Annotated in this window: 16 protein-coding genes; 8 read left to right on the top strand and 8 right to left on the bottom strand. The window is 69.5% G+C overall.

Annotated features, from left to right (window positions below; genetic code table 11):
- Positions 1 to 32 precede the first annotated feature (32 nt).
- Positions 33 to 836, top strand: a complete 804-nt coding sequence (locus ACFOY2_RS31060) for an SAM-dependent methyltransferase (RefSeq protein WP_379531648.1) — start codon at positions 33 to 35, stop codon at positions 834 to 836.
- A gap of 1 nt (position 837) precedes the next feature.
- Positions 838 to 1,731: a TIGR03619 family F420-dependent LLM class oxidoreductase gene (locus tag ACFOY2_RS31055; protein ID WP_379531647.1), complete on the top strand. Its 894-nt coding sequence runs from the start codon at positions 838 to 840 to the stop codon at positions 1,729 to 1,731.
- 21 nt (positions 1,732 to 1,752) lie between these two features.
- Here the strand turns inward: ACFOY2_RS31055 and tpx are convergent, their stop codons facing one another.
- From tpx to ACFOY2_RS31025, 5 genes are all read right to left on the bottom strand, one after another.
- On the bottom strand, positions 1,753 to 2,253 hold the full coding sequence (gene tpx / locus ACFOY2_RS31050) for a thiol peroxidase (protein ID WP_357828189.1): 501 nt from the start codon (positions 2,251 to 2,253) through the stop codon (positions 1,753 to 1,755).
- Positions 2,254 to 2,346: 93 nt separating this feature from the next.
- A complete protein-coding gene (locus ACFOY2_RS31045; RefSeq protein WP_379531646.1) occupies positions 2,347 to 3,003 on the bottom strand; it encodes a TetR/AcrR family transcriptional regulator in 657 nt (218 codons plus the stop codon).
- An 83-nt stretch (positions 3,004 to 3,086) separates the two neighbouring features.
- Positions 3,087 to 4,295, bottom strand: coding sequence for a cytochrome P450 (locus ACFOY2_RS31040; protein WP_449290148.1), 1,209 nt, complete (start codon positions 4,293 to 4,295; stop codon positions 3,087 to 3,089).
- A gap of 256 nt (positions 4,296 to 4,551) precedes the next feature.
- Entirely contained in the window at positions 4,552 to 5,439 is an 888-nt protein-coding gene (locus ACFOY2_RS31035; RefSeq protein ID WP_379531644.1) for an endonuclease/exonuclease/phosphatase family protein, read from the bottom strand.
- 1,065 nt (positions 5,440 to 6,504) lie between these two features.
- On the bottom strand, positions 6,505 to 7,467 hold the full coding sequence (locus tag ACFOY2_RS31025; RefSeq protein ID WP_379531642.1) for a DUF5937 family protein: 963 nt from the start codon (positions 7,465 to 7,467) through the stop codon (positions 6,505 to 6,507).
- 66 nt (positions 7,468 to 7,533) lie between these two features.
- Here ACFOY2_RS31025 and ACFOY2_RS31020 point away from each other — a divergent pair, with 66 nt between their 5' ends.
- The 3 genes from ACFOY2_RS31020 (at position 7,534) to ACFOY2_RS31010 (ending at position 9,876) form a co-directional block, all read left to right on the top strand.
- Positions 7,534 to 8,007, top strand: a complete 474-nt coding sequence (locus ACFOY2_RS31020; RefSeq protein WP_379531641.1) for a cupin domain-containing protein — start codon at positions 7,534 to 7,536, stop codon at positions 8,005 to 8,007.
- 74 nt (positions 8,008 to 8,081) lie between these two features.
- Positions 8,082 to 8,459 (top strand): DUF4267 domain-containing protein, encoded by a 378-nt coding sequence (locus ACFOY2_RS31015; protein WP_379531640.1) that lies wholly within the window; start codon positions 8,082 to 8,084, stop codon positions 8,457 to 8,459.
- Positions 8,460 to 8,565: 106 nt separating this feature from the next.
- Positions 8,566 to 9,876: an FAD-dependent oxidoreductase gene (locus tag ACFOY2_RS31010; RefSeq protein WP_379531639.1), complete on the top strand. Its 1,311-nt coding sequence runs from the start codon at positions 8,566 to 8,568 to the stop codon at positions 9,874 to 9,876.
- 166 nt (positions 9,877 to 10,042) lie between these two features.
- Here ACFOY2_RS31010 and icmF read toward each other — a convergent pair whose 3' ends face one another.
- Entirely contained in the window at positions 10,043 to 13,225 is a 3,183-nt protein-coding gene (icmF, locus tag ACFOY2_RS31005) for a fused isobutyryl-CoA mutase/GTPase IcmF (RefSeq protein ID WP_379531638.1), read from the bottom strand.
- Between the two features lie 127 nt (positions 13,226 to 13,352).
- On the opposite strand from icmF, the gene ACFOY2_RS31000 reads away from it, so the two are divergent.
- Positions 13,353 to 14,420: a glucose 1-dehydrogenase gene (locus tag ACFOY2_RS31000; protein WP_379531637.1), complete on the top strand. Its 1,068-nt coding sequence runs from the start codon at positions 13,353 to 13,355 to the stop codon at positions 14,418 to 14,420.
- On the opposite strand, the gene ACFOY2_RS30995 is transcribed toward ACFOY2_RS31000, so the two are convergent.
- The gene (locus ACFOY2_RS30995; protein WP_379531728.1) at positions 14,405 to 15,352 is read right to left on the bottom strand and encodes a CHAP domain-containing protein; all 948 of its coding nucleotides are present in this window, start codon (positions 15,350 to 15,352) and stop codon (positions 14,405 to 14,407) included. The genes ACFOY2_RS31000 and ACFOY2_RS30995 overlap by 16 nt on opposite strands.
- Positions 15,353 to 15,524: 172 nt before the next feature.
- Positions 15,525 to 16,295, bottom strand: coding sequence for a PP2C family protein-serine/threonine phosphatase (locus ACFOY2_RS30990; protein WP_357828209.1), 771 nt, complete (start codon positions 16,293 to 16,295; stop codon positions 15,525 to 15,527).
- Between the two features lie 76 nt (positions 16,296 to 16,371).
- Between ACFOY2_RS30990 and ACFOY2_RS30985 the strand changes: the two genes are divergently transcribed.
- Positions 16,372 to 18,273, top strand: a complete 1,902-nt coding sequence (locus ACFOY2_RS30985; RefSeq protein WP_379531636.1) for an HsdM family class I SAM-dependent methyltransferase — start codon at positions 16,372 to 16,374, stop codon at positions 18,271 to 18,273.
- 39 nt (positions 18,274 to 18,312) lie between these two features.
- Positions 18,313 to 19,203 carry a serine/threonine-protein kinase gene (locus tag ACFOY2_RS30980; RefSeq protein WP_379531635.1) on the top strand — a complete coding sequence of 297 codons (891 nt, stop codon included), beginning with the start codon at positions 18,313 to 18,315 and terminating at the stop codon, positions 19,201 to 19,203.
- The last annotated feature ends 2 nt before the right edge of the window (positions 19,204 to 19,205 follow it).

The raw sequence follows: 19,205 nt of genomic DNA, 5'->3' as shown, positions 1-19,205 counted from the left end.
AGATCGTTAGCTCGTGAAACGGGGGACGACGATTGGAGCGAGAGTTACCAGGCTTCGACCCGCACACGCCCAGCGTGGCCCGGCTCTACGACTACTACCTTGGGGGCAAGGACCACTTCCCGGCCGACCGCGAGGCGGCCGAGAGGATCCTCAGGGTGGCTCCGGAGGTCCGGGCGGCGGCGCGAGCGAACCGGGCGTTTCTGGGGCGCGCCGTACGCTATCTCGGCGAGGTCAGCATCAGGCAGTTCCTTGACATCGGCACGGGGCTGCCGACGCAGGGGAACGTCCACGAGATCGCCAGGAAGGCGGCGCCGGGGTCGCGGGTGGTCTACGTCGACCGCGATCCGGTGGTGCTGGTGCACGCCAGGGCCCTGCTCGACGGCCAGGGCGACGCGGCGGTGGTGGCGGGCGACCTGCGCGATCCAGCCGGGATCGTGAAAGATCCCGACGTGCTGGAGATGATTGACTTCAGCCGTCCCGTGGGCGTGCTGCTGGTCGCGATCATGCACTTCATCAGCGAGTCGGAACGCCCGATGGAGATCATCGCCACTCTGCGTGAGGCCATGGCCCCAGGCAGCTACCTGGTGCTGTCCCACGGCACCAGCGACGCCCGCGCCGCCGCCGTCGACAAGGGCACCGAGGTCTACAAGAACGCCAGCGCCCAGCTCACGCTGCGCGGACGGGACCGCATCCTGGCCCTGTTCGAGGGGTTCGACCTGGTGGATCCGGGGCTGGTGTGGCTGCCCGAATGGCAACCCGACCAGGGCGACACGGTCGACTTCGTCGACGGACCCGAATCATCACTGATCCTGTGCGGCGTGGGCAGGAAGGGCTGAGATGGACATCGGGCTGGCGGTACCGCAGTTCGGCGCGTTCGCCGCGCTGAGCAGCGTGCTGCGCGTGGCGCGGGAGTCGGAGTCGATGGGGTTCGCCGCCCTGTGGGCGGGCGACCGGCTGATGACGCCGCTGCGGCCGAAGGACCCCTACCCGGCGGGCGACGGCCAAATTCCCGAGGCCCACCGGGTGTTCCTCGACCCGTTCGCGGTGTTGTCGGTGGCCGCGTCGGCGACCTCCCGCGTCCGGCTGGGCACCAGCGCGCTCAACGCCTGCTGGTATCCGCCGCCGCTGCTGGCCCGCTCGCTCACCACGCTCGATCACCTGAGCGGCGGGCGGCTCGTCGCGGGCCTCGGGCTCGGCTGGTCGTCCGACGAGTACGCCGCCGTGGGCGTCCCCTGGAAAGACAGATCACGCCGCTACGACGCCACCCTGGACGCCCTGGAGGCCATCTGGACCACCGACCCGGTGGCCTTCGACCACGAACTGTGGACGATCGCGCCCAGCCACATCGACCCCAAACCGGCCCGGCGGCCACCCCTCTACCTGGCCGGCTTCGCCGAACCCGCCCTACGCCGCATCGGGCGCAGAGGCGAGGGCTGGCTGACCGCGGCGCTGCCGGTCCCGGCGCTCACCTCGATGTGGCGCACGGTGTGCGAGAGCGCGGAGAAGGCCGGGCGCGACCCGGGGGCGCTGCGCATGGTGCTGCGCTCCAACCCGGTCGTCACCGATCACGGCACGCCGCCGCGGAGCGGCACGGTCGCCGAGATCTGCGCCTACCTGGCCACCGCGGCGGAGGCCGGAGTCCACGAGGTCATCCTGGACCTCCAGCACACCGCCGCCGACGACGACCACCTGCTGGAGCTGGCCGCGCAGTTCATGGCCCGCTTGAAGTGAGCGGGCCTGCCTGAGCAGGGACTACTTGAGCGCGGAGAGCGCGCCCTCGTAGTCGGGCTCCTGCGTGATCTCCGGCACCAGCTCGGAGTAGACGACCTTGTTGTCGCCGTCGAGCACGACGACGGCGCGCGCGGCCAGCCCCGCCAGCGGGCCCGACTCCTGCGCCACACCGTAGTCGGCCAGGAACTCACGGCCCCGCATGAGCGAGAGCATGGTCACCTTCTCGAGCCCCTCGGCGCCGCAGAAACGCTTCTGCGCGAACGGCAGGTCGGCGGAGACGCAGAGCACGGCCACGTCCGGGTGCTCGCTCGCCACCTCGTTGAAGCGGCGCACCGAGGCCGCGCAGACGCCGGTGTCGATGCTCGGGAAAATGTTCAGCACCTTGATCGAGTTGCCGAAGTCGGCCAGCGTGCGCTCGGCCAGGCCGCCGTCGACCAGGCTGAACGCGGGCGCCGAGTCGCCGGGCTTCGGGAAGGCGCCGCCCACGGTGATGGGATTGCCCTTGAACGTGACGTCAGACATGAAAGCCTCCTGGATAGCGATGTTTCCCCGAATCGCGATCCTATCGGCGCACTCCGCGCCACCCGCTCAGACCCGCCCGTCACGGGCGCCGGGCTACGGGTTGGTGAGCCCGGGCCGGTCCAAGCCGGCGGCGAGCTCACTGATCGCCGCGTCGCACCGCTGACCCAGCGCGTCGGCGGACGGCACCTGGCCCGGGGCTGCGGCCAGTTCGAGCCATTGGTCGAGGACGACGCGCAGCGCCGCCAGGAGGGCGGCTGCGCACACCATGGGGTAGACCCCTTCGTTGCCGGCCCGGTGTGGGTCGGTGTGGAGACCGATGCGTTCCGCGATCGCCTCGGCCAGAGCCTTCTCCTGAGTGGCAATCATGGCCATCTGCTGAGGGACCAGCGATGGCGCCTTGCGGATCAGCCGCAGCGCGTCGATGTGATCATGGCTGGCGGCGTAACTCTGGTTCATGATGATGAGCACGGCTTCGCGGAATGCGTGCAGGACCGATTCCGTTCGCGGCCGGGCCCGGAACTCGGCGATGAGCCCCTCTGCCGCGGCCGCGGCAGAGGCGAGCACGGCTTCTTCCTTGCTGGAGAAGTAGTTGAAGAAGGTTCGAAGCGCGATGTCGGCCTCTTCGGCGATCTGCTCGACCGTGACGTTCTCGACGCCGTGCTGTATGGCCAGGCGCAGGGCCGCCTGTCGCAGCGCGACCCGAGTGGCCTGTTTCTTCCGCTCGCGGCGTCCGGCGGCCGGCGCAGCCACGCGGGTCTCCGCACCGGTCGATGGGGGGTGAACCATCCCAACCTCCTCTCCAGCCACGATAGGGCCACCTGCGCGGCGATGTTTCAGGCCCAGGTCACCGGGAGCGAGTGCACGCCGAAAATGAGCATCTCGTTGCGCAGCGGCACCTCGTCGGCGGGCACGGCCAGGCGCAGCGCCGGCAGACGGGTGAACAGCTCGCCGAGGCCGATCCGCATCTCGATGCGGGCCAGCTGCTGCCCCAGGCACTGGTGCACCCCGTGTCCGAAGGCCAGGTGCGGGGTGCGAGGGCGGTGGAGGTCGAGCCGGTCGGGTTCGGGCCAGTGCTGGGGATCCCGGTTGGCTTCCGGCGTCGCGATCACGACTGTGGCGCCGGCGGGGATGTCCACGCCGGCCAGGGTGACGGGCTGGGTCGTCACCCGGGTGACCCCGAGTTGGATGATCGTCAGGTAGCGCAGCAGCTCTTCGACCGTGTTGTCGATCAAGGTGGGGTCGGCGCGCAGCGCGGCGAGCTGCTCGGGGTGCTCCAGCAGCGCGTACGTGCCCAGACCGAGCATGTTGGCGGTGGTCTCGTGGCCCGCGGCGAGCAGGATGAGGGCGACGTCGGTCAGCTGGGCGTCGGTCAGCGGCGGATCGGCGTCGTGGATGAGCCCGGAGAGCAGGTCGTCGGCGGGCTTGGCCCGCTTGCCGGTCACCAGGCGCTGCATGAACGCATGCAGCTCGAAGCGTGCTTTGGCCCGCTCCTCGTCACTCGCCTTGGCGTTGAGCCCGGTGGAGGTCCGTTCCTGGAACTCCGCCCGGTCGGCGTAGTCGACGCCGAGCAACTCGCAGATGACCAGCGAGGGAAGCGGTAGCGCGAACGCCGGCACGAGGTCGGCCTCGGTGCCCGCCGCCGCCATCGCCTCGATGTGCTCGACGGCGATCTCGGTGACGCGCGCCTCCAGCGCACGCATCCGCCGCACAGTGAACTGGCCGGTCAGCAGCCGCCGCAACCGGGTGTGCTCCGGTGGGTCCATGAAGACGAACATCCCGTCGTCTCGGCTCTCGACGTTCGGGGCCGTATCGGGCTCGGGTGACGCGGCAACCTCGTGCGGCTGCAGCGAGGTGGCATCGCGGTGGCGGACCTTGTCGGCGCTGAAACGGGCGTCGGCCAGTACGGTACGGGCCTCGTCGAAGCCGGTCACCAGCCAGGCCTGCGCGCCGTTGAGCAACGGCAACGGCTGGACCGGCCCCTTACCGCGTCGCTGCTGGAGACCAGGGGGCGAATCGAACGGGCACCGCCCGCGCTCCACCATGTCGACGGGCAAGATCTGGCGCATCACCGCGACTCCCTCTCTCGTGGACTCGCCTGTGGAAACGGGCGCGGCCTGCTGGCTGGTGGCGTCGTTCATCAGCACCTCCTTGTTCCCGGGCGGGCAACCGGCCGCCCGTTGCGACGTGACGCCTCCCAGGCTATCCGCCAATCATGCACGACGCGCATCAATGCGCGTTGTGCATGATTGTCCGTTGGTTCGGACTCTGGCGACCGCGGTCCCCGATCGCTGGTGAATGTCAGAGCTTGATGCGGGCCGCGACCGCCAGGTGGTCGCTGCCAGTGGCGGGCAGGGTCCAGGTGGCGACGGGAGTCGCCGCGCGGGTCATGACGTGGTCGATCCGGGCTACGGGGAAGGCAGCAGGCCAGCTGAAGCCGAAACCCTCCTCCGCCGGGGTCATCCGGGAGGTGACCGGAGCCAGGCCCCGGTCATCGAGGGTGCTGTTGAAGTCGCCCAGCAGAACGATCCTGTCCAGTTCTTCCGCGGAGATGGCCGCGCCCAGTGCGGCAGCGCTCTCGTCCCGCCAGCCGGTGCCGAAGCCGTCCGGCAGCCGGATACGGACCGAGGGCAGGTGAGCGACGTACACGGCCACGTCACCGGATGGCGTCCGCACGGTGGACCGCAACCCTCGGCTCCAGTCTCCTGTGACCTCCACGGGCCTGATGTCCACCGGCCGAGAGTCCGCAAGGGGATACCTGGACCAGAGTCCGACAGTGCCCACGACGGTGCGGTGGGGATAGCCGGGCGCGAGGGCGGCCTCGTAGACAGGCAGGGCGTCAGGCATCAGCTCCTCCAGAGCGATGAGGTCGGCTCCGGCCTGGGTCAGGGCTCGCGCGGTGCCTTCGGGATCGGGGTTCTCGTCGTTGACGTTGTGCTGGAGCACGGTCAGGTCGTGAGAGGTTCCCCGATCAGCGGGTGACAACCGCTCACCGAAGAGGGCTGCCCAGACCGCTACGGGGAATAGCATGGACACCATCGCAGTGGCCGAGCGACGCAGCAGCGCCAGAACCATGAGCACGGGAACGGCCAGGCCACCCCAGGGCAGAAAGGTCTCCAGCAGGCTACCGAGATTGCCCACGGCATTGGGCACGGCGCCCGGGAACGCCAGCAGCCCGGCCACCAGCACCGCAACCGCCGCGAGAACCCGCCCACGTGTCCAGGACCAAGACCTCCGGCCTGCCTCGCCCCGACGCCACTGGCCGACGCGACAAGGACGCTTCCCCGCAGCGCGAACCTTCCGATCTTCGATGCTCATACGCCCGACCGTACGGCTCACCATCTGTCCTTGTTGAGCGGACCGACGGTTCCCGGGCTCTTGGGGGTGCGGCCGGAAATACGGGTCCGCCGAGACATTCAGAAATTGACACCGAGCGCGGCCACGCCGGGCCGTCAACCCCTTGCCACCGGGCTCTCAGACGTTGCGGCGGTACTGGCCGCCTGCCTCGAAGAGCGCGTCGGTGATCTGGCCGAGCGAGCAGACCCGGGCCGCCTCCATCAGCACCTCGAACGCATTCCCCTCCGACATCGCCACCTCGCGCAGCCGGGCCAGCTGCGCCGGGGCCTCGGCGCGGTTGCGCTCGTGGAAGGCGTGCAGCCGGTCGAGCTGCGAGCGCTTCTCCTCCTCGGTGCCCCTGGCGAGCTCCAGCTTGTGGGCCGGCCCGAGCGCCGCCGTACAACCTGATGCCGTTGCAGCGCCTCCTCATGGACTCGGCCCCGAACGACCCACCCGACGTGCCCGCGCGACCGGTCGAAGTTCGTCTTCAGCCAGCCAGGCACCTGGGGCCATTCCGATCAGCAGATCACCTCAGCGACCACCCGGTATGGCACCGGGCTCGTGATGGCCTGGGCAGGCACCCACCGCCACACCATCGACGTGGCCTACTGATCAGCGTGGGCGGCTGAGACGCCCCGGCCAGCTGGAGCGCGGCTGTGTGTTCGGGGGTGTCCCTGACCAGCCGGAATACCTTAGTTGTCCTGGTGGCACCGAAAGGCCGGATGCGGGCCGCCGAGGGCGGATGATCGTCGTCCACGCAGATCGACATGCGCGGGTCCCTGGCCAGGTCGCGGCCCTTGACGCTGTCGGCGTCGGTGTTGAAAAGCAGATCGTCGCCATCCATGACGAACCATTCGTGCGGGCATCGATTCGTCGACGCACCGGTCCGACAGGGAGGACCGGCAGCTCCCAGGCCAGTCATGGTCGCGGCGAGGCCGCGTCCAGGAGAGCACGTCCAGCTTTGGTGAGCTCGTGCGTGGCCGTGCGACCGGCCCGGCTGCGGTCGATCAATCCGGCGTCTCGCAGGATTGTCAGGTGTTCGCTGGCCGTCGGGACGGTGACGCTCACCAGCCTGGCCACAACGGTCGTTTGCAGCGGAGTGGTGAGCGCGGCCAGGATCCTCGATCGAGTCGTTCCCAGAAGCCGGTCAAGGGATCTCGGTGTGGGGGGTGCCGCCCAGAGGTACCGCCCGGATGCCGGGTAATAGATCGCCGGACTCCAGTGGTCTGAGGTGGTGCACTGCACCCGGTCGGTGATGAACAGTGACGGAACGAGAATGAGTCCCTCGGGGCAGTCGACGTCGACGTCGACGGTCGACTCGACGGTGATGGTGTCGCCTTCGCACGCCGCGGAGTGGTGCAGGCGCGGAAGGACGGTGCGCAGCCCCTCGCGGTTGACCTGGATGGCCCGGTCCAGCATCTCGGCACGCAGCGCCTGCCGCATGGACGGCCACTCCGGTTCCATGGCCGCCTTCCAGAGGCGGCGCACCGCTTCGGCGGCCTCCAACCTGGCTCGGTCGGGGTCATCGAGCAGTCGGTGGCCTATTTCTGCCCCACGCCCGATACTGGCGTCGACCAACTCGGCGTAGACCTGGTCCGTCGGGGTGGAGAGGAGGGCATCCATGCCTTCTTCGAAGGTCGGCTCACTGGACATCGGCGATGGGTCAAGGAAGTCGGGTCGGTACGCGCCATCGGCCATGACGACCGTGAGCGCGCTCAGGTCCAGGCCCGAAAGGCGGTGGTGGCGACGGCGGAGCCACTGGTGGAACATCGGGTGACGCTGCGGTTCGGTCAGCAGCCGGGCAAGACTGACCACTTCGTGGATCGGCGACATGGCCCATCGCACGCTCGCAGCACCAGCGCCCAATCGGTAGCGGATCATCTCCATATTGTTAGGCCACCGCCGAAGTGAGCGCGAGCGGAGCGGCGAAGCCCCGAGACTCGGGTCGTGACTGAGACGAAGCCGATGGACTGGTTCTGCAAGCAATCCGAGCGAGCCCGAAAGACGCGAACGATCCGGCTGGGCGCCAGCGGATCGACCATCGAAGTCCTCGCCGGGCCGGCGGAGACCAGCGGGGTCGTGAGCATCTACCGGTGGCGCATGTCGCCCTCCAGCCGGGGACCTGCTCCGCACTTTCACACGACCTTCAGCGAGACTTTCATCGTTGAGGAAGGTGAAGTCAACTACTTCGATGGGCGGGCGTGGCGAACACTGCTGCCCGGCGACACTGCGCATGCCGCGATGGGTGACGTCCACGCGCTTCGGAAGGAGCGCGCCGAACCTGCCAGCCTCCTCATGGCACTCTCGCCAGGCGTACCCCGGGAGGAGTACTTCGCGCAGCTCGCCACCGTGAACGATCGGGACCAGAGCCGGCTTCACGAAGCCCACGACAACCACTTCGTCGACGACCACGAACGGTGACGGCACCGGCACGGCATACGCCCCACCATCTGGAATGCGCTCGTAGAACTGCTCCCGAGAGGCGAGACAAACCCATGCTCACCAACATCGCCACTGTGCTCGCCGGACTGATCGGCGCGGGCATCATCGTCATGGGCGCCCGCGCCTTCTGGACGCCGCAGGCTGCGGTCGGTTTCGGCATCCCCGACACGCCGACCGAGGAGCGCAGCTTCCATGCCTGGCTGTCCGTCAAGGCCGTGCGCGACATCGCCTCAGGGCTCTTCATCCTCATCCTGTTGGTCGGCGGGACAACCAGCCTGCTGGGCTGGTTCATGCTGGCCGCCAGCGCCATACCCGTCGGCGACGCGATGATCGTGCTGCGCAGCAACGGGCCCAAAGCGGCCGTCTACGGCATCCACGGCGCCACCGCCGTGGTGATGCTGACGATCGGCGCGCTTCTGCTTATCCCGTAACCCACGTGGTCCGGCGGCCGGAGCTCTTCGACGCGTCCCGCCGTCCTTCCCGTAGTGCAGCAGGGTGTTCCTTCGCATTTCTGAGAACTCGAAAAGGGAGACGACGATGACGATCAACGATCTGCGCGGTGTCCTCAAGGGGCGCGTGCTCCTGGCCGATGACGACGGCTTTGAACAGGCGGCCACCGCGTGGAATCTGACCGTCAGGCAACCGGTGGCGGCCGTGGCGGAGGCCGCGGATGCCGATGACGTGGCGGCGCTCGTGCGTTACGCACGGCGGGCGGGTATGACGGTGACCGCGCAGCCGAGCGGGCATGGTGCCTCGGGTGATGTGGAAGGCCTGATCCTGTTGCGTACCGGCCTGCTGAACGAGGTGGAGGTACGCGCGGAGGAGCGCGTGGTCCGGGTGGGCGCGGGCGTGAAGTGGGGGCAGGTGCTGGCGGCGGCCGGTCCCCTGGGTCTGACCGGCCTGTCCGGCAGCGCGCTGGGGGTCAGCGTGACCGGCTACACCCTGGGCGGTGGGGTCGGCTGGTTCAGCCGCAAGTACGGCTTCGGCTCCGACAGCGTGCGGGCTATCGACATCGTGGACGCCGATGGCGAGCCGGGCCGGGTGACCGCCGAGTCCGATCCCGAGCTGTTCTGGGCGCTGCGCGGCGGTGGCGGGGACTTCGCGGTGGTGACCGCCCTCGAACTCGAGCTGTATCCCATGCCAGTCCTGTACGGCGGGCGCGTGATCTGGCCGGAGCACCGGACCAGGGAGGTGTACGACGCGTTCCTGGAGATCACCGCCGAGGCGCCGCGTGAACTCAGTGTCTGGATCAACCGGCTCCAGCCACCCGGCGCGTCGCCGATGGTGACGCTGGATCTGGCCTACCTGGGTGAGGCGGCTCAGGGGGAGGACCTGCTGGCGCGCATCGACAAGATCGAGGGGGCGATCTCCGACAGCCGCGGCGTCGTCCCGGTTGCCGACCTGGGTGACATCACCGCCGAGCCCACCGATCCGGCCCCATCCATCGCTCGTGCGGAGCTGCTCACCGGCCTGGACGCGGACGCGGTGGAGCTCCTGCTGGCCAAGCCGGTCGAACCGCTCATCAACGTGCAGATCAGGCACCTGGGCGGGGCGCTCGCCGAGCCGGGCGGCGGGGCCGGTGCGAGCGGCGCGGTGGCTGAGCCGTACCTGCTCGGCCTGCTGGGTCTCGGCCTGCCGCACGCGGCCGATGCGACGCGCGCCAAACAGGCCGAGGTCGTGGCCGACCTGGAGACCTACATCAGCGGCCGCAAGCCGTACACCATGCTGTCCCCCGGTGACACGGCGGCGAAGTCCTTCTCCGGCAGCGCGCTCGCGCGACTGCGGGAGATCAAGCGGGCGCGTGACCCGCACAACGTGTTCCGCGCGAACTACCCGGTGCTCGGATAGATCGGTTCCCAGCAGGTCACGGCCCCTCCGCCCACCGGGGCGGCGGGGCAACTATAACCAGATGATCAAGTACGCGACGGGCTTGGCCGGTCCAAGAGGCGCGGACACCAAGCCGAGCAGGCACAACCAGTCGAGCTCAGCAATCAAACCCCTTGAGGCCAGGCTCTCAGACGTTGCGGCGGTACTGGCCGCCTGCCTCGAAGAGCGCGTCGGTGATCTGGCCGAGCGAGCAGACCCGGGCCGCCTCCATCAGCGCCTCGAACGCGTTCCCCTCCGACATCGCCACCTCGCGCAGCCGGGCGAGCTGGGCCGGGGCCTCCGAGCGGTTGCGCTCGTGGAAGGCGTGCAGCCGGTCGAGCTGCGAGTGCTTCTCCTCCTCGGTGCCCCTGGCGAGTTCCAGCTTGTGGGCGGGCGGCTCGGCGCCGCCGTTGCGGAAGGTGTTGACCCCGATGATGGGCAGCGAGCCGTCGTGTTTGCGCATCTCGTACAGCATGGACTCGTCCTGGATCTTGCCGCGCTGGTAGCCGGTCTCCATCGCACCCAGTACGCCGCCCCGGTCGGAGAGGCGTTCGAACTCGGCCAGCACGGCCTCCTCCACCAGGTCCGTGAGCTCGTCGATGATGAACGAGCCCTGCAGCGGGTTCTCGTTCCTGGCCAGGCCCCATTCGCGGTTGATGATGAGCTGGATCGCCATGGCCCTGCGGACCGAGTCGGCCGACGGGGTGGTGACGGCCTCGTCGAAGGCGTTGGTGTGCAGGCTGTTGCAGTTGTCGTAGACGGCGATCAAGGCTTGGAGGGTGGTGCGGATGTCGTTGAAGTTCATCTCCTGGGCGTGCAGGGAGCGGCCCGAGGTCTGGATGTGGTACTTCAGCTTCTGCGAGCGTTCGCCGGCGCCGTAGCGTTCCCGCATCGCCACCGCCCAGATGCGGCGGGCCACCCGTCCGAGCACGCTGTACTCGGGGTCCATGCCGTTGGAGAAGAAGAACGACAGGTTCGGCGCGAAGTCGTCGATCTTCATGCCCCTGGCCAGGTACGCCTCCACGTAGGTGAAGCCGTTGGCCAGGGTGAAGGCGAGCTGGCTGATCGGGTTGGCCCCGGCCTCGGCGATGTGGTAGCCGGAGATCGAGACCGAGTAGAAGTTGCGGACGCCGTTGGCGATGAACCACTCCTGGATGTCGGCCATCATCCTGAGTGAGAACTCGGTGGAGAAGATGCAGGTGTTCTGGCCTTGGTCCTCTTTGAGGATGTCGGCCTGGACGGTGCCCCTGACGGTGGCCAGCGTGCGGGTGCGCAGCTCGTGCTCCTCCGCCTCGTCGGGGACGCGCCCTTGCTCGGCCTGGAAGCGGTCTTTGGCCTGGTCGAGGGCGGCGTTGAGGTAGAAGGCCAGGATCGTGGGGGCGGGGCCGTTGATGGTCATGGAGACCGAGGTGTTGGGCGCCGCGAGGTCGAAGCCGTCGTAGAGGACCTTCATGTCGTCGAGCGTCGCGATCGAAACCCCCGAAGTACCGACTTTTCCGTAAATGTCGGGGCGGAGGTCGGGGTCGTGGCCGTACAGCGTCACCGAGTCGAACGCCGTGGACAGCCGGGTCGCGGGCTGGCCCTCCGACAGCAGCTTGAAGCGCCTGTTGGTGCGGAACGGATCGCCCTCACCGGCGAACATCCTGGTCGGATCCTCGTCGTCGCGCTTGAACGGGAACACCCCGGCAGTGAAGGGGAATTTGCCCGGCAGGTTCTCGCCCCGCAGGAAGCGCAGCAGGTCGCCGTGGTCGGAGTAGCGGGGCAGGGCGACGCGCGGGACGCGGTTGCCCGACAGCGTCTCGCGCCACAGCGGCGTGTGGATCTCCCGGTCGCGCACCTTCACGACCAGTTCGTCGGCGCTGTAGTGCTCCTTGACGGCGGGCCAGCCGTCGATCAGCTCGCGGCTCTCGTCGGTGAGCTCGCCGTCGGCCTGCGCCCGCAGCTCCTCCAGCCGGGGGTCCTCCAGGAGCTCCCGGACGGCGGAGAGTTGCTGGCGGCGACGGGCCACCTCGGCCTGGGAGAGCGTCTCGGCGTGGTAGCCCCTGACGGTCTCGGCGATGTCGGCCAGGTAGCGGACCCTGGCGGGCGGGACGATGGCGGCCGACGCCTTCGAGGTGCGCCCGGACACCACGGGGAGCAGCCCCGGGCCGGACTCGGGCAGGAGGAGCGGCTTGAGGTGCTGGTAGAGGGCCGTGACGCCGGCGTCGTTGTAGCGGGCGGCGATGGTGCCGAAGACCGGCATGTCGTCGGGTGTGGCGCCGAACGCCTCGCGGTTGCGGACGAGCTGGCGGCGTACGTCGCGCAGGGCGTCCTCGGCGCCGCGCCGCTCGTACTTGTTGATCGCCACGGCCTCGGCGAAGTCCAGCATGTCGATCTTCTCAAGCTGAGAAGCGGCCCCGAACTCGGGCGTCATCACGTAGATCGGCACGTCCACGTGCCCGACGATCCCGGCGTCGCCCTGGCCGATGCCGGGCGTCTCCACGATCACCAGGTCGTATCCGGCGGCCCGGCAGACGGTGATCACGTCGTCGAGGCGGGCGGGCACCTCGTTGGCGGCGCCCCTGGTGGCCATGGAGCGGAAGTAGGTCTGCGGGCCCAGGCTGTTCATCCTGATGCGGTCGCCGAGCAGCGCGCCGCCGCCGCGCCTGCGGGTGGGGTCGATGGCCAGGATCGCGATGCGCAGCTTGTCGTCGTTGTCGATGCGGAACCTGCGTACCAGCTCGTCGGTGAGCGAGGACTTGCCCGAGCCGCCCGTGCCCGTGATGCCCAGCACCGGCGCCTGCCGCCGCCCCTTCAGGCCCTCGACGAGGTCGGCGGGGGCGCGGCCCGACTCGATGAGCGTGATCGCGCGGGCCAGGGCCGCCTGGTCGCCCGAGGCCACGGCCTCCGCCGAGGGCGGGTCGCCGAGCTCGGCGTCGCAGTCCTCGATCAGCTTGTTGATCATGCCGGGCAGGCCGTAGCGCTGGCCGTCCTCCGGGGAGAAGATGCGCGTGACGCCGCGTGAGTGCAGCAGCTCGATCTCCTCGGGGACGATCACTCCCCCGCCGCCGCCGTACACCTTGATGTGGCCCGCCCCGCGCTCGCGCAGCAACTCCACCAGGTAGGTGAAGAACTCCACGTGCCCGCCCTGGTAGGAGCTGATCGCGACGCCCTGCGCGTCCTCCTGGACGGCGGCCGTGACGATCTCGTCGACCGAGCGGTTGTGCCCGAGGTGGATCACCTCCGCGCCCTGGGACTGCAGGATCCGCCGCATGATGTTGATCGCCGCGTCGTGGCCGTCGAACAGGGCCGCGGCGGTCACGAAACGGACTGGGTGTACCGGGACGTGCACGCCTGATCACTCCCTCGTGGAGGCTTCTCTTACGAAGATACTAGGACGTCCTACTAAACAGGTACTCGGACGTCCTACTATTTCCGCGTGCCCTCTGGGTAGGGGCCGTCCCAGGGGGTGAGGGCTCATGCGTGCGCTGACGTTCGTCCCGGGCAAACAGGGAACGCTGCAGGTCGGCGAGGTGCCCGACCCGGTGAGAAGGCAGGGCGACCTACTCGTCCACGGGCTGGCTCTGGGCATCTGCGGGACCGACAGGGAACTGCTCGCGGCCGAGTATGGCTGGCCGCCTCCGGGCGGCGAACGGATGGTCATCGGGCACGAGTCGCTCGGCCGGGTGCTCCAGTCTCCCAACGACTCCGAGTTCTCCCCCGGCGACCTGGTCGTGGGCGTGGTTCGCCGCCCCGACCCCGTGCCCTGCGGGGCCTGCGCGCGGGGCGAGTTCGACATGTGCCGCAACGGCCGGTACACCGAGCGGGGCATCAAGGGGCTCAACGGCTACGGCAGCGAACTCTGGACGGTCGAGGCCGGCTACGCCGTGCGCCTGGATCCCGCGCTGGAGCGCGTCGGCATGCTGGTCGAGCCCACGTCGGTGGTCGCCAAGGCGTGGGAGCAGATCGATCGCATCGGGTCGCGCTCCTGGTTCAAGCCCCACCGCCTGCTCGTGACGGGAGGCGGGCCGATCGGGCTCCTGGCCGCGCTGCTCGGGCGGCAGCGGGGGCTGGAGGTCCACGTGCTCGACCGCTCCCCCGTCGGAGAGCTCAAATCCACCCTCGTGCACGATCTGGGCGGAATCTTCCACTCCGGCAGCACGCTGCCGGACTTCGGCGACGACAAACCGGACATCATCATCGAGTGCACCGGAGTGGGCGAACTCGTCATGGAGTCCATGACCTCGACCAGCGCCGTGGGGATGGTGTGCCTGACCGGGCTCGCGCCGGGCGGGCGCACCCACCGGGTGGACGCCGGGGTGATCAACCGGGACATCGTTCTGGAGAACGACGTGGTCTTCGGCACCGTGAACGCGAACCTGCGGCACTACAGGGACGCGGCGGCCGCCCTGGCCAAGGCCGATGCGGAGTGGCTGGAGCGATTGGTCACGCGGCGGGTGCCGCTGGAGCGCGCTCTGGAGGCCTTCGAACGCGGCAAGGACGTCAAGGTCGTCATCGACCTGACCGCCGATCAGTCCTCCTCGTAGGGTTTGCGCCTCTTGGGGGTCGGACGCCCGGCCGCCGTCCGGGCCGAACCTGCCGGGACCCGGGTTCTGGCGGGGCGTGGCTGCTCGGGGACGGCCACGGCACGCGGCGAGGCCGGCTCTCGGGGCTGGTCGGGTTCGCGGGGTTGGGCCGGGTCACGGGGCTGGGGTTTCTCACGGAGCAGGACCTTCTCGCGGGCGCCGGGCTTGTCCCCTTGTCCGGCCTGCTCGCTGAACGGGTTCGCGGGCGGCAGCGGGGATCTCCTGCCGGGCTGGGGATCGACCGGCGGTTTCCGCCACGGCCAGGTGAAGCGGCGGTGGACGCCACGACGGCGGCCGGTGACGCGTAAGGACAGCACGATGGTCACCAGCACCATGGCGGCCAGCAGGGCGGGCGGCGTCCCCAGGACGTCCAGCGGCGAGCCCCGCCCGTTCTCGACCCTCGGCCCCGGATCGAACGGGCGCTCGGTCGCGCGGATCTCGGCGAGCTTGTCGGCGTTGGCCTTGACCACGCGCGGCAGGCCGTACCCGACGACCTTGTCCGTCTCCCTGGTCTTGCGTTTGAGCCAGACGCGGTCGACGTTCGCCTCGATCGTGTGGATCTTCTTGCCCTCGACCCGCTCCACGACGCCGACGTGGTCGATGCCCTTGTAGCTCTTGCCGCCGCTCCAGTCGTAGAAGACCAGGGCTCCCGGCTCCGGTTTCCGGCTCCAGGCGCCCTGCTGGATGAACCAGGCGGCATGCGAGGGCGTCCAGGCGAACTCGCCGACGTAGTCGGTGACGCCGGCCTTGTCGGCGGCCCAGGCGAGGAACATGTCACACCAGGGCGCATTGCGATACTGGGCGTCTTGGACGCGATCCGCGTACCACTGACCGAATTTGGTGAACTGGCCGCTCTTCTCCTTGTAGCCGAGTTCCTGGCGTACCGTCTTCAGCAGCTTGTCCGCGATCGGGTCCAGGGTGACACCTCCCAGAAAACCGACAGATCACGATGGACTGTAGTAGCCACATCGCGAAATTGCGCGCATCACCAGGAAAGTGTCAGGCTATGAGCCGAAATTTCGGTTGTGTGACTGCTGGGGCTGGTGGGGCTGACTACTACCGTCGTCAGGAGCCCGCGCCCACGCGGTAGACACCCACGTCTCCCGCACCCGGCGCGACCACGTCGGCCACGATCACGGTCACGTTGTCTGGCGAACCGCCCTCATTGGCCAGATCTATCAGCCGCTGGACGCACGCCGCCGGGTCTGCCACCGTGGTCAGCACCTCGTGCAGGACCTCGGGCCCCAGCACGGTCGTCAGCCCGTCGGAGCAGAGGAGGTAGCGGTCATCAGGCTCGGCTTCGCGCAGCGCCATGTCAGGCTCCGCCCTGCCCTCGCTGCCCAGCACACGCAGTACCATCGAACGCCGGGGATGCACGGCGGCCTGGTCCTCCGTTATCCGCCCTTCGTCCACCATCGACTGCACAAGTGTGTGATCCTTGGTCATCTGGTAGAGAGCGCCATCACGAAGCAGATATCCGCGGGAGTCGCCGAGATGAGCCAGGGCGAACCGGTAGCCGTCCCACAACATGGCGGTCACCGTGGTCCCCATCCCCCTGCGCGCGGGGTCGATGTCGGCCAGTTCGACCAGCCTGCGCGCCGCCTCGTGCACGGCGCCCTCCAGCGCCCCTTCCAGGTCGGCGCCGGTCTCGGGAAGCGTGGCATCCAGCTCGCGCATGACGGCGATCGCCGCCGAGCTCGCCAGCTCGCCGGCCGCGTGTCCACCCATCCCGTCGGCCACGACGAGCAACCGGCCACTCGCATAGCCGGAATCCTCGTTCTGCTCCCTGCGGCGGCCCACGTCTGATCCGGCGGCATAGCGGATGTTGTGCTTCATACCCTGCAGTAAATCATTGGTTGAAAGACTTCACAAGCAGATGCGCTGAAGACTCTTGTGAACTACTGTGGGCTCCATGAGCCACGACCCGACCGTCAACGCCGGGGACATCGCCCGGCTCGCCGGTGTCGGGCGTGCCGCGGTGAGCAACTGGCGCCGTCGCCACGACGACTTCCCCCAACCCATCGGCGGAACCGCCAATCAGCCGCTGTTCTCGTTGCGACAGGTCGAGTCCTGGCTGAGCCGCTATGGGAAGTCCTACCAGGTCTCCCTCGGAGATCGGGTGTGGCAACGCCTGAAAGCCGCCGGTGATTTGCGCCTGGGCGAGCTGGTGGCCCACGCGGGAGCCCTGCTGACCGGCCTCGCCACCGCCTCCCCGGACGTTCCCGGGGCTCATGAGCTCGACCCGCCCGACGCTCCCGGCGGCCCCACGCCGGCCGAGAGCACGACCGACGGGACCGAGCCGTCCGCGAAGGACACCCCGACCGTACAGGCCCCTCAGGACCCGGCCAGGCTCGATCCCGAGCTGGCCGGGCTCGTCGCCGAGCTGGCCGACGAGCTGGGCCCGCTGCACGCCTACGAGTTCCTGTGTGAGCGCTACCTCGAAGCCCACTCCCGTCAGCTCTCCGTCACCCGCGACGACGTGGCCGCGCTGATGGTCCGGCTCGTCCGCCCCGACGGCACCACGATCCTCGACCCGGCCTGCGGCGTCGGCACGCTGCTCCTGGCCCCCGCCACGCCGGGCGGCGCGGTGCGGCTGCTCGGCCAGGAGCTCAGCGAGACCTCGGCCGCCATCACGGCCTCCAGGCTGCGGCTGCGCGGCGTCACGGCCGAGATCGTGGCCGGCGACTCGATGCGCCACGACGGCTTCGCCGGCGAGAAGGCCGACGCCGTGGTGTGCGATCCGCCGTTCAACGAGCGGGCCTGGGGTTATGAGGAGCTGACGGGCGACCCGCGCTGGGAGTACGGCCTGCCGCCGCGCGGCGAGCCCGAGCTGGCCTGGGTGCAGCACTGCCTGACCCATGTCAGGCCGCGCGGCCTGGTCGCCATCCTGATGCCCCCGGCCGCCGCCAGCCGCAAGGCCGGCCGCCGTATCCGCGCCAACCTGCTGCGCGCCGGCGCCCTGCGCGCCGTCATCGCGCTGCCGGGCTCGGACCTGTGGTTGTTGCGCCGCCCGGCGGCGGGCGAGCGTCCGCCGTCCGACGTGCTCATCCTCGACGCCACCGCCGACCTGGCGAGCGTCGAGCCGGCCTGGCAGTCCTATCTGGAGGACCGTTCCGACCAGACCGTGCGCATCATCGACCTGCTGGCCGACGAGGTCGACATGACCCCGGCCCGCCACCAGCGCCACGACGACGTCGGCCGGGCCTACGCCGAGGCCCGCGACCGCCTGCTGGCCGCCGTCGCCGTGCCGCCCGACCTGAAGGTCCTGGAGCAGCCGCTCGACCAGCCCGCCACCACGCTCGGCGACCTGATCAAGGAGGGCCTGGTGACCACGTCGCAGGCCCCGCCCAAGATGGCCGCGAACGGCGGCGAGGTTCCCGTGCTGACCTCCGACGACGTCCTCAACGGCGGCACGCCCTCCGGCTCGACCGCCATGCAGCAGGGGCTGATCACGATCAGGCCCGGCGACGTGGTGGCCTCCTACTCCAGCGTGCGGGTGATCAACGACGGTGGCGCGGTGCTCGGGCCGCACCTGACGCTGTACCGGGTGGACGCCCGCAGGCTCGACCCCGACTTCCTGGCGGGCTTCCTGCGGGCCGCAGGCGGCCGGGTGACGACGGGTTCGAGCAGGTTCGACGTACGCCGTACGCGTCTGCCGCGTCTGTCGTTGAAGGAGCAGCGGGCCTACGGCGAGGCGTTCCGGCGACTGGCCGTGCTCGAAGACGCCATTCGTGAGACCTCGACGCTGGGGCAGACGCTGATCCGGCTGGGCCTTGAGGGACTCGCCGACGGCCATCTGCACCCGCAGCCCTGACAGTGTAGTTTTTTCCCGAAAGGCGGCTGGGAGGGGCGAATGGTCATCGGCGACCGCTATGAGCTCGACGACCTTCCCCTCGGGCAGGGCGGCATGGGCGCGGTCTACGCGGGCCACGACCGGCACCTGGATCGGCGGGTCGCGGTGAAGCTGCTCAGGCTGCCGAGCGGGCCCGATCACGAGCTGGAGCGCCGTTTCATCCGCGAGGCGCGCATCCTGGCCAGGCTTGAGCACCCCGGCGCCCCCGTCCTGTACGACTTCGGCACCCACGAGCAGCGGCTGTACCAGGTGATGCAGTTCATCGAGGGCGTCACCGTGGCCGACGTGGTCTGCGAGCACGGGCCGCTGCCGGTGTCGTGGGCGGCCGCCATCGCGGCCCAGGCGTGCGCCGTGCTGTCGGCGGCCCACGCCCTGTCGATCTGCCATCGCGACCTCAAGCCGACCAATCTCATGCTCTGCCCTGACGGCAGCGTGAAGGTGCTGGACTTCGGCCTGGCCATGTTGCGGGAGTCGGACGTCATGACGTTCACGAGGATCGGGCAGATCCTGGGGACGCCTGCCTACATGGCTCCCGAGCAGATCCAGCTCGGCGTCACCGAGCCGCGCAGCGATCTGTACTCCCTCGGCTGCGTCCTGCACGAGATGCTGAGCGGCCGCCAGCTCTTCACCGGGCCGACCGATTACGTGGTCTTCGAGAAGCAGGTCAAGGAGCGCCCGCCGATCATCCCCGGGCTGCCAGGGGAGCTGGGCGCGCTGCTGGAGCAGCTCCTTGCGAAGAACCCGGACGATCGGCCCGCGGACGCCGACGAGCTCTACCAGCGGCTCGACCCGTTCGCCGTGGAGCTGCCCATGCTGCCCGGCTTCCTGACCACCTCTCCGAGCCCGGGCCGCATGTACGCCCGGATGGCCGGCCGCGCACTCAGCGCGTGACC

The organism is Nonomuraea purpurea (assembly GCF_042650645.1).
Classification (GTDB): domain Bacteria; phylum Actinomycetota; class Actinomycetes; order Streptosporangiales; family Streptosporangiaceae; genus Nonomuraea; species Nonomuraea purpurea.
Note: the sequence above shows the minus strand (reverse complement) of the source record. Positions and strands in the feature narration are given on the sequence as shown.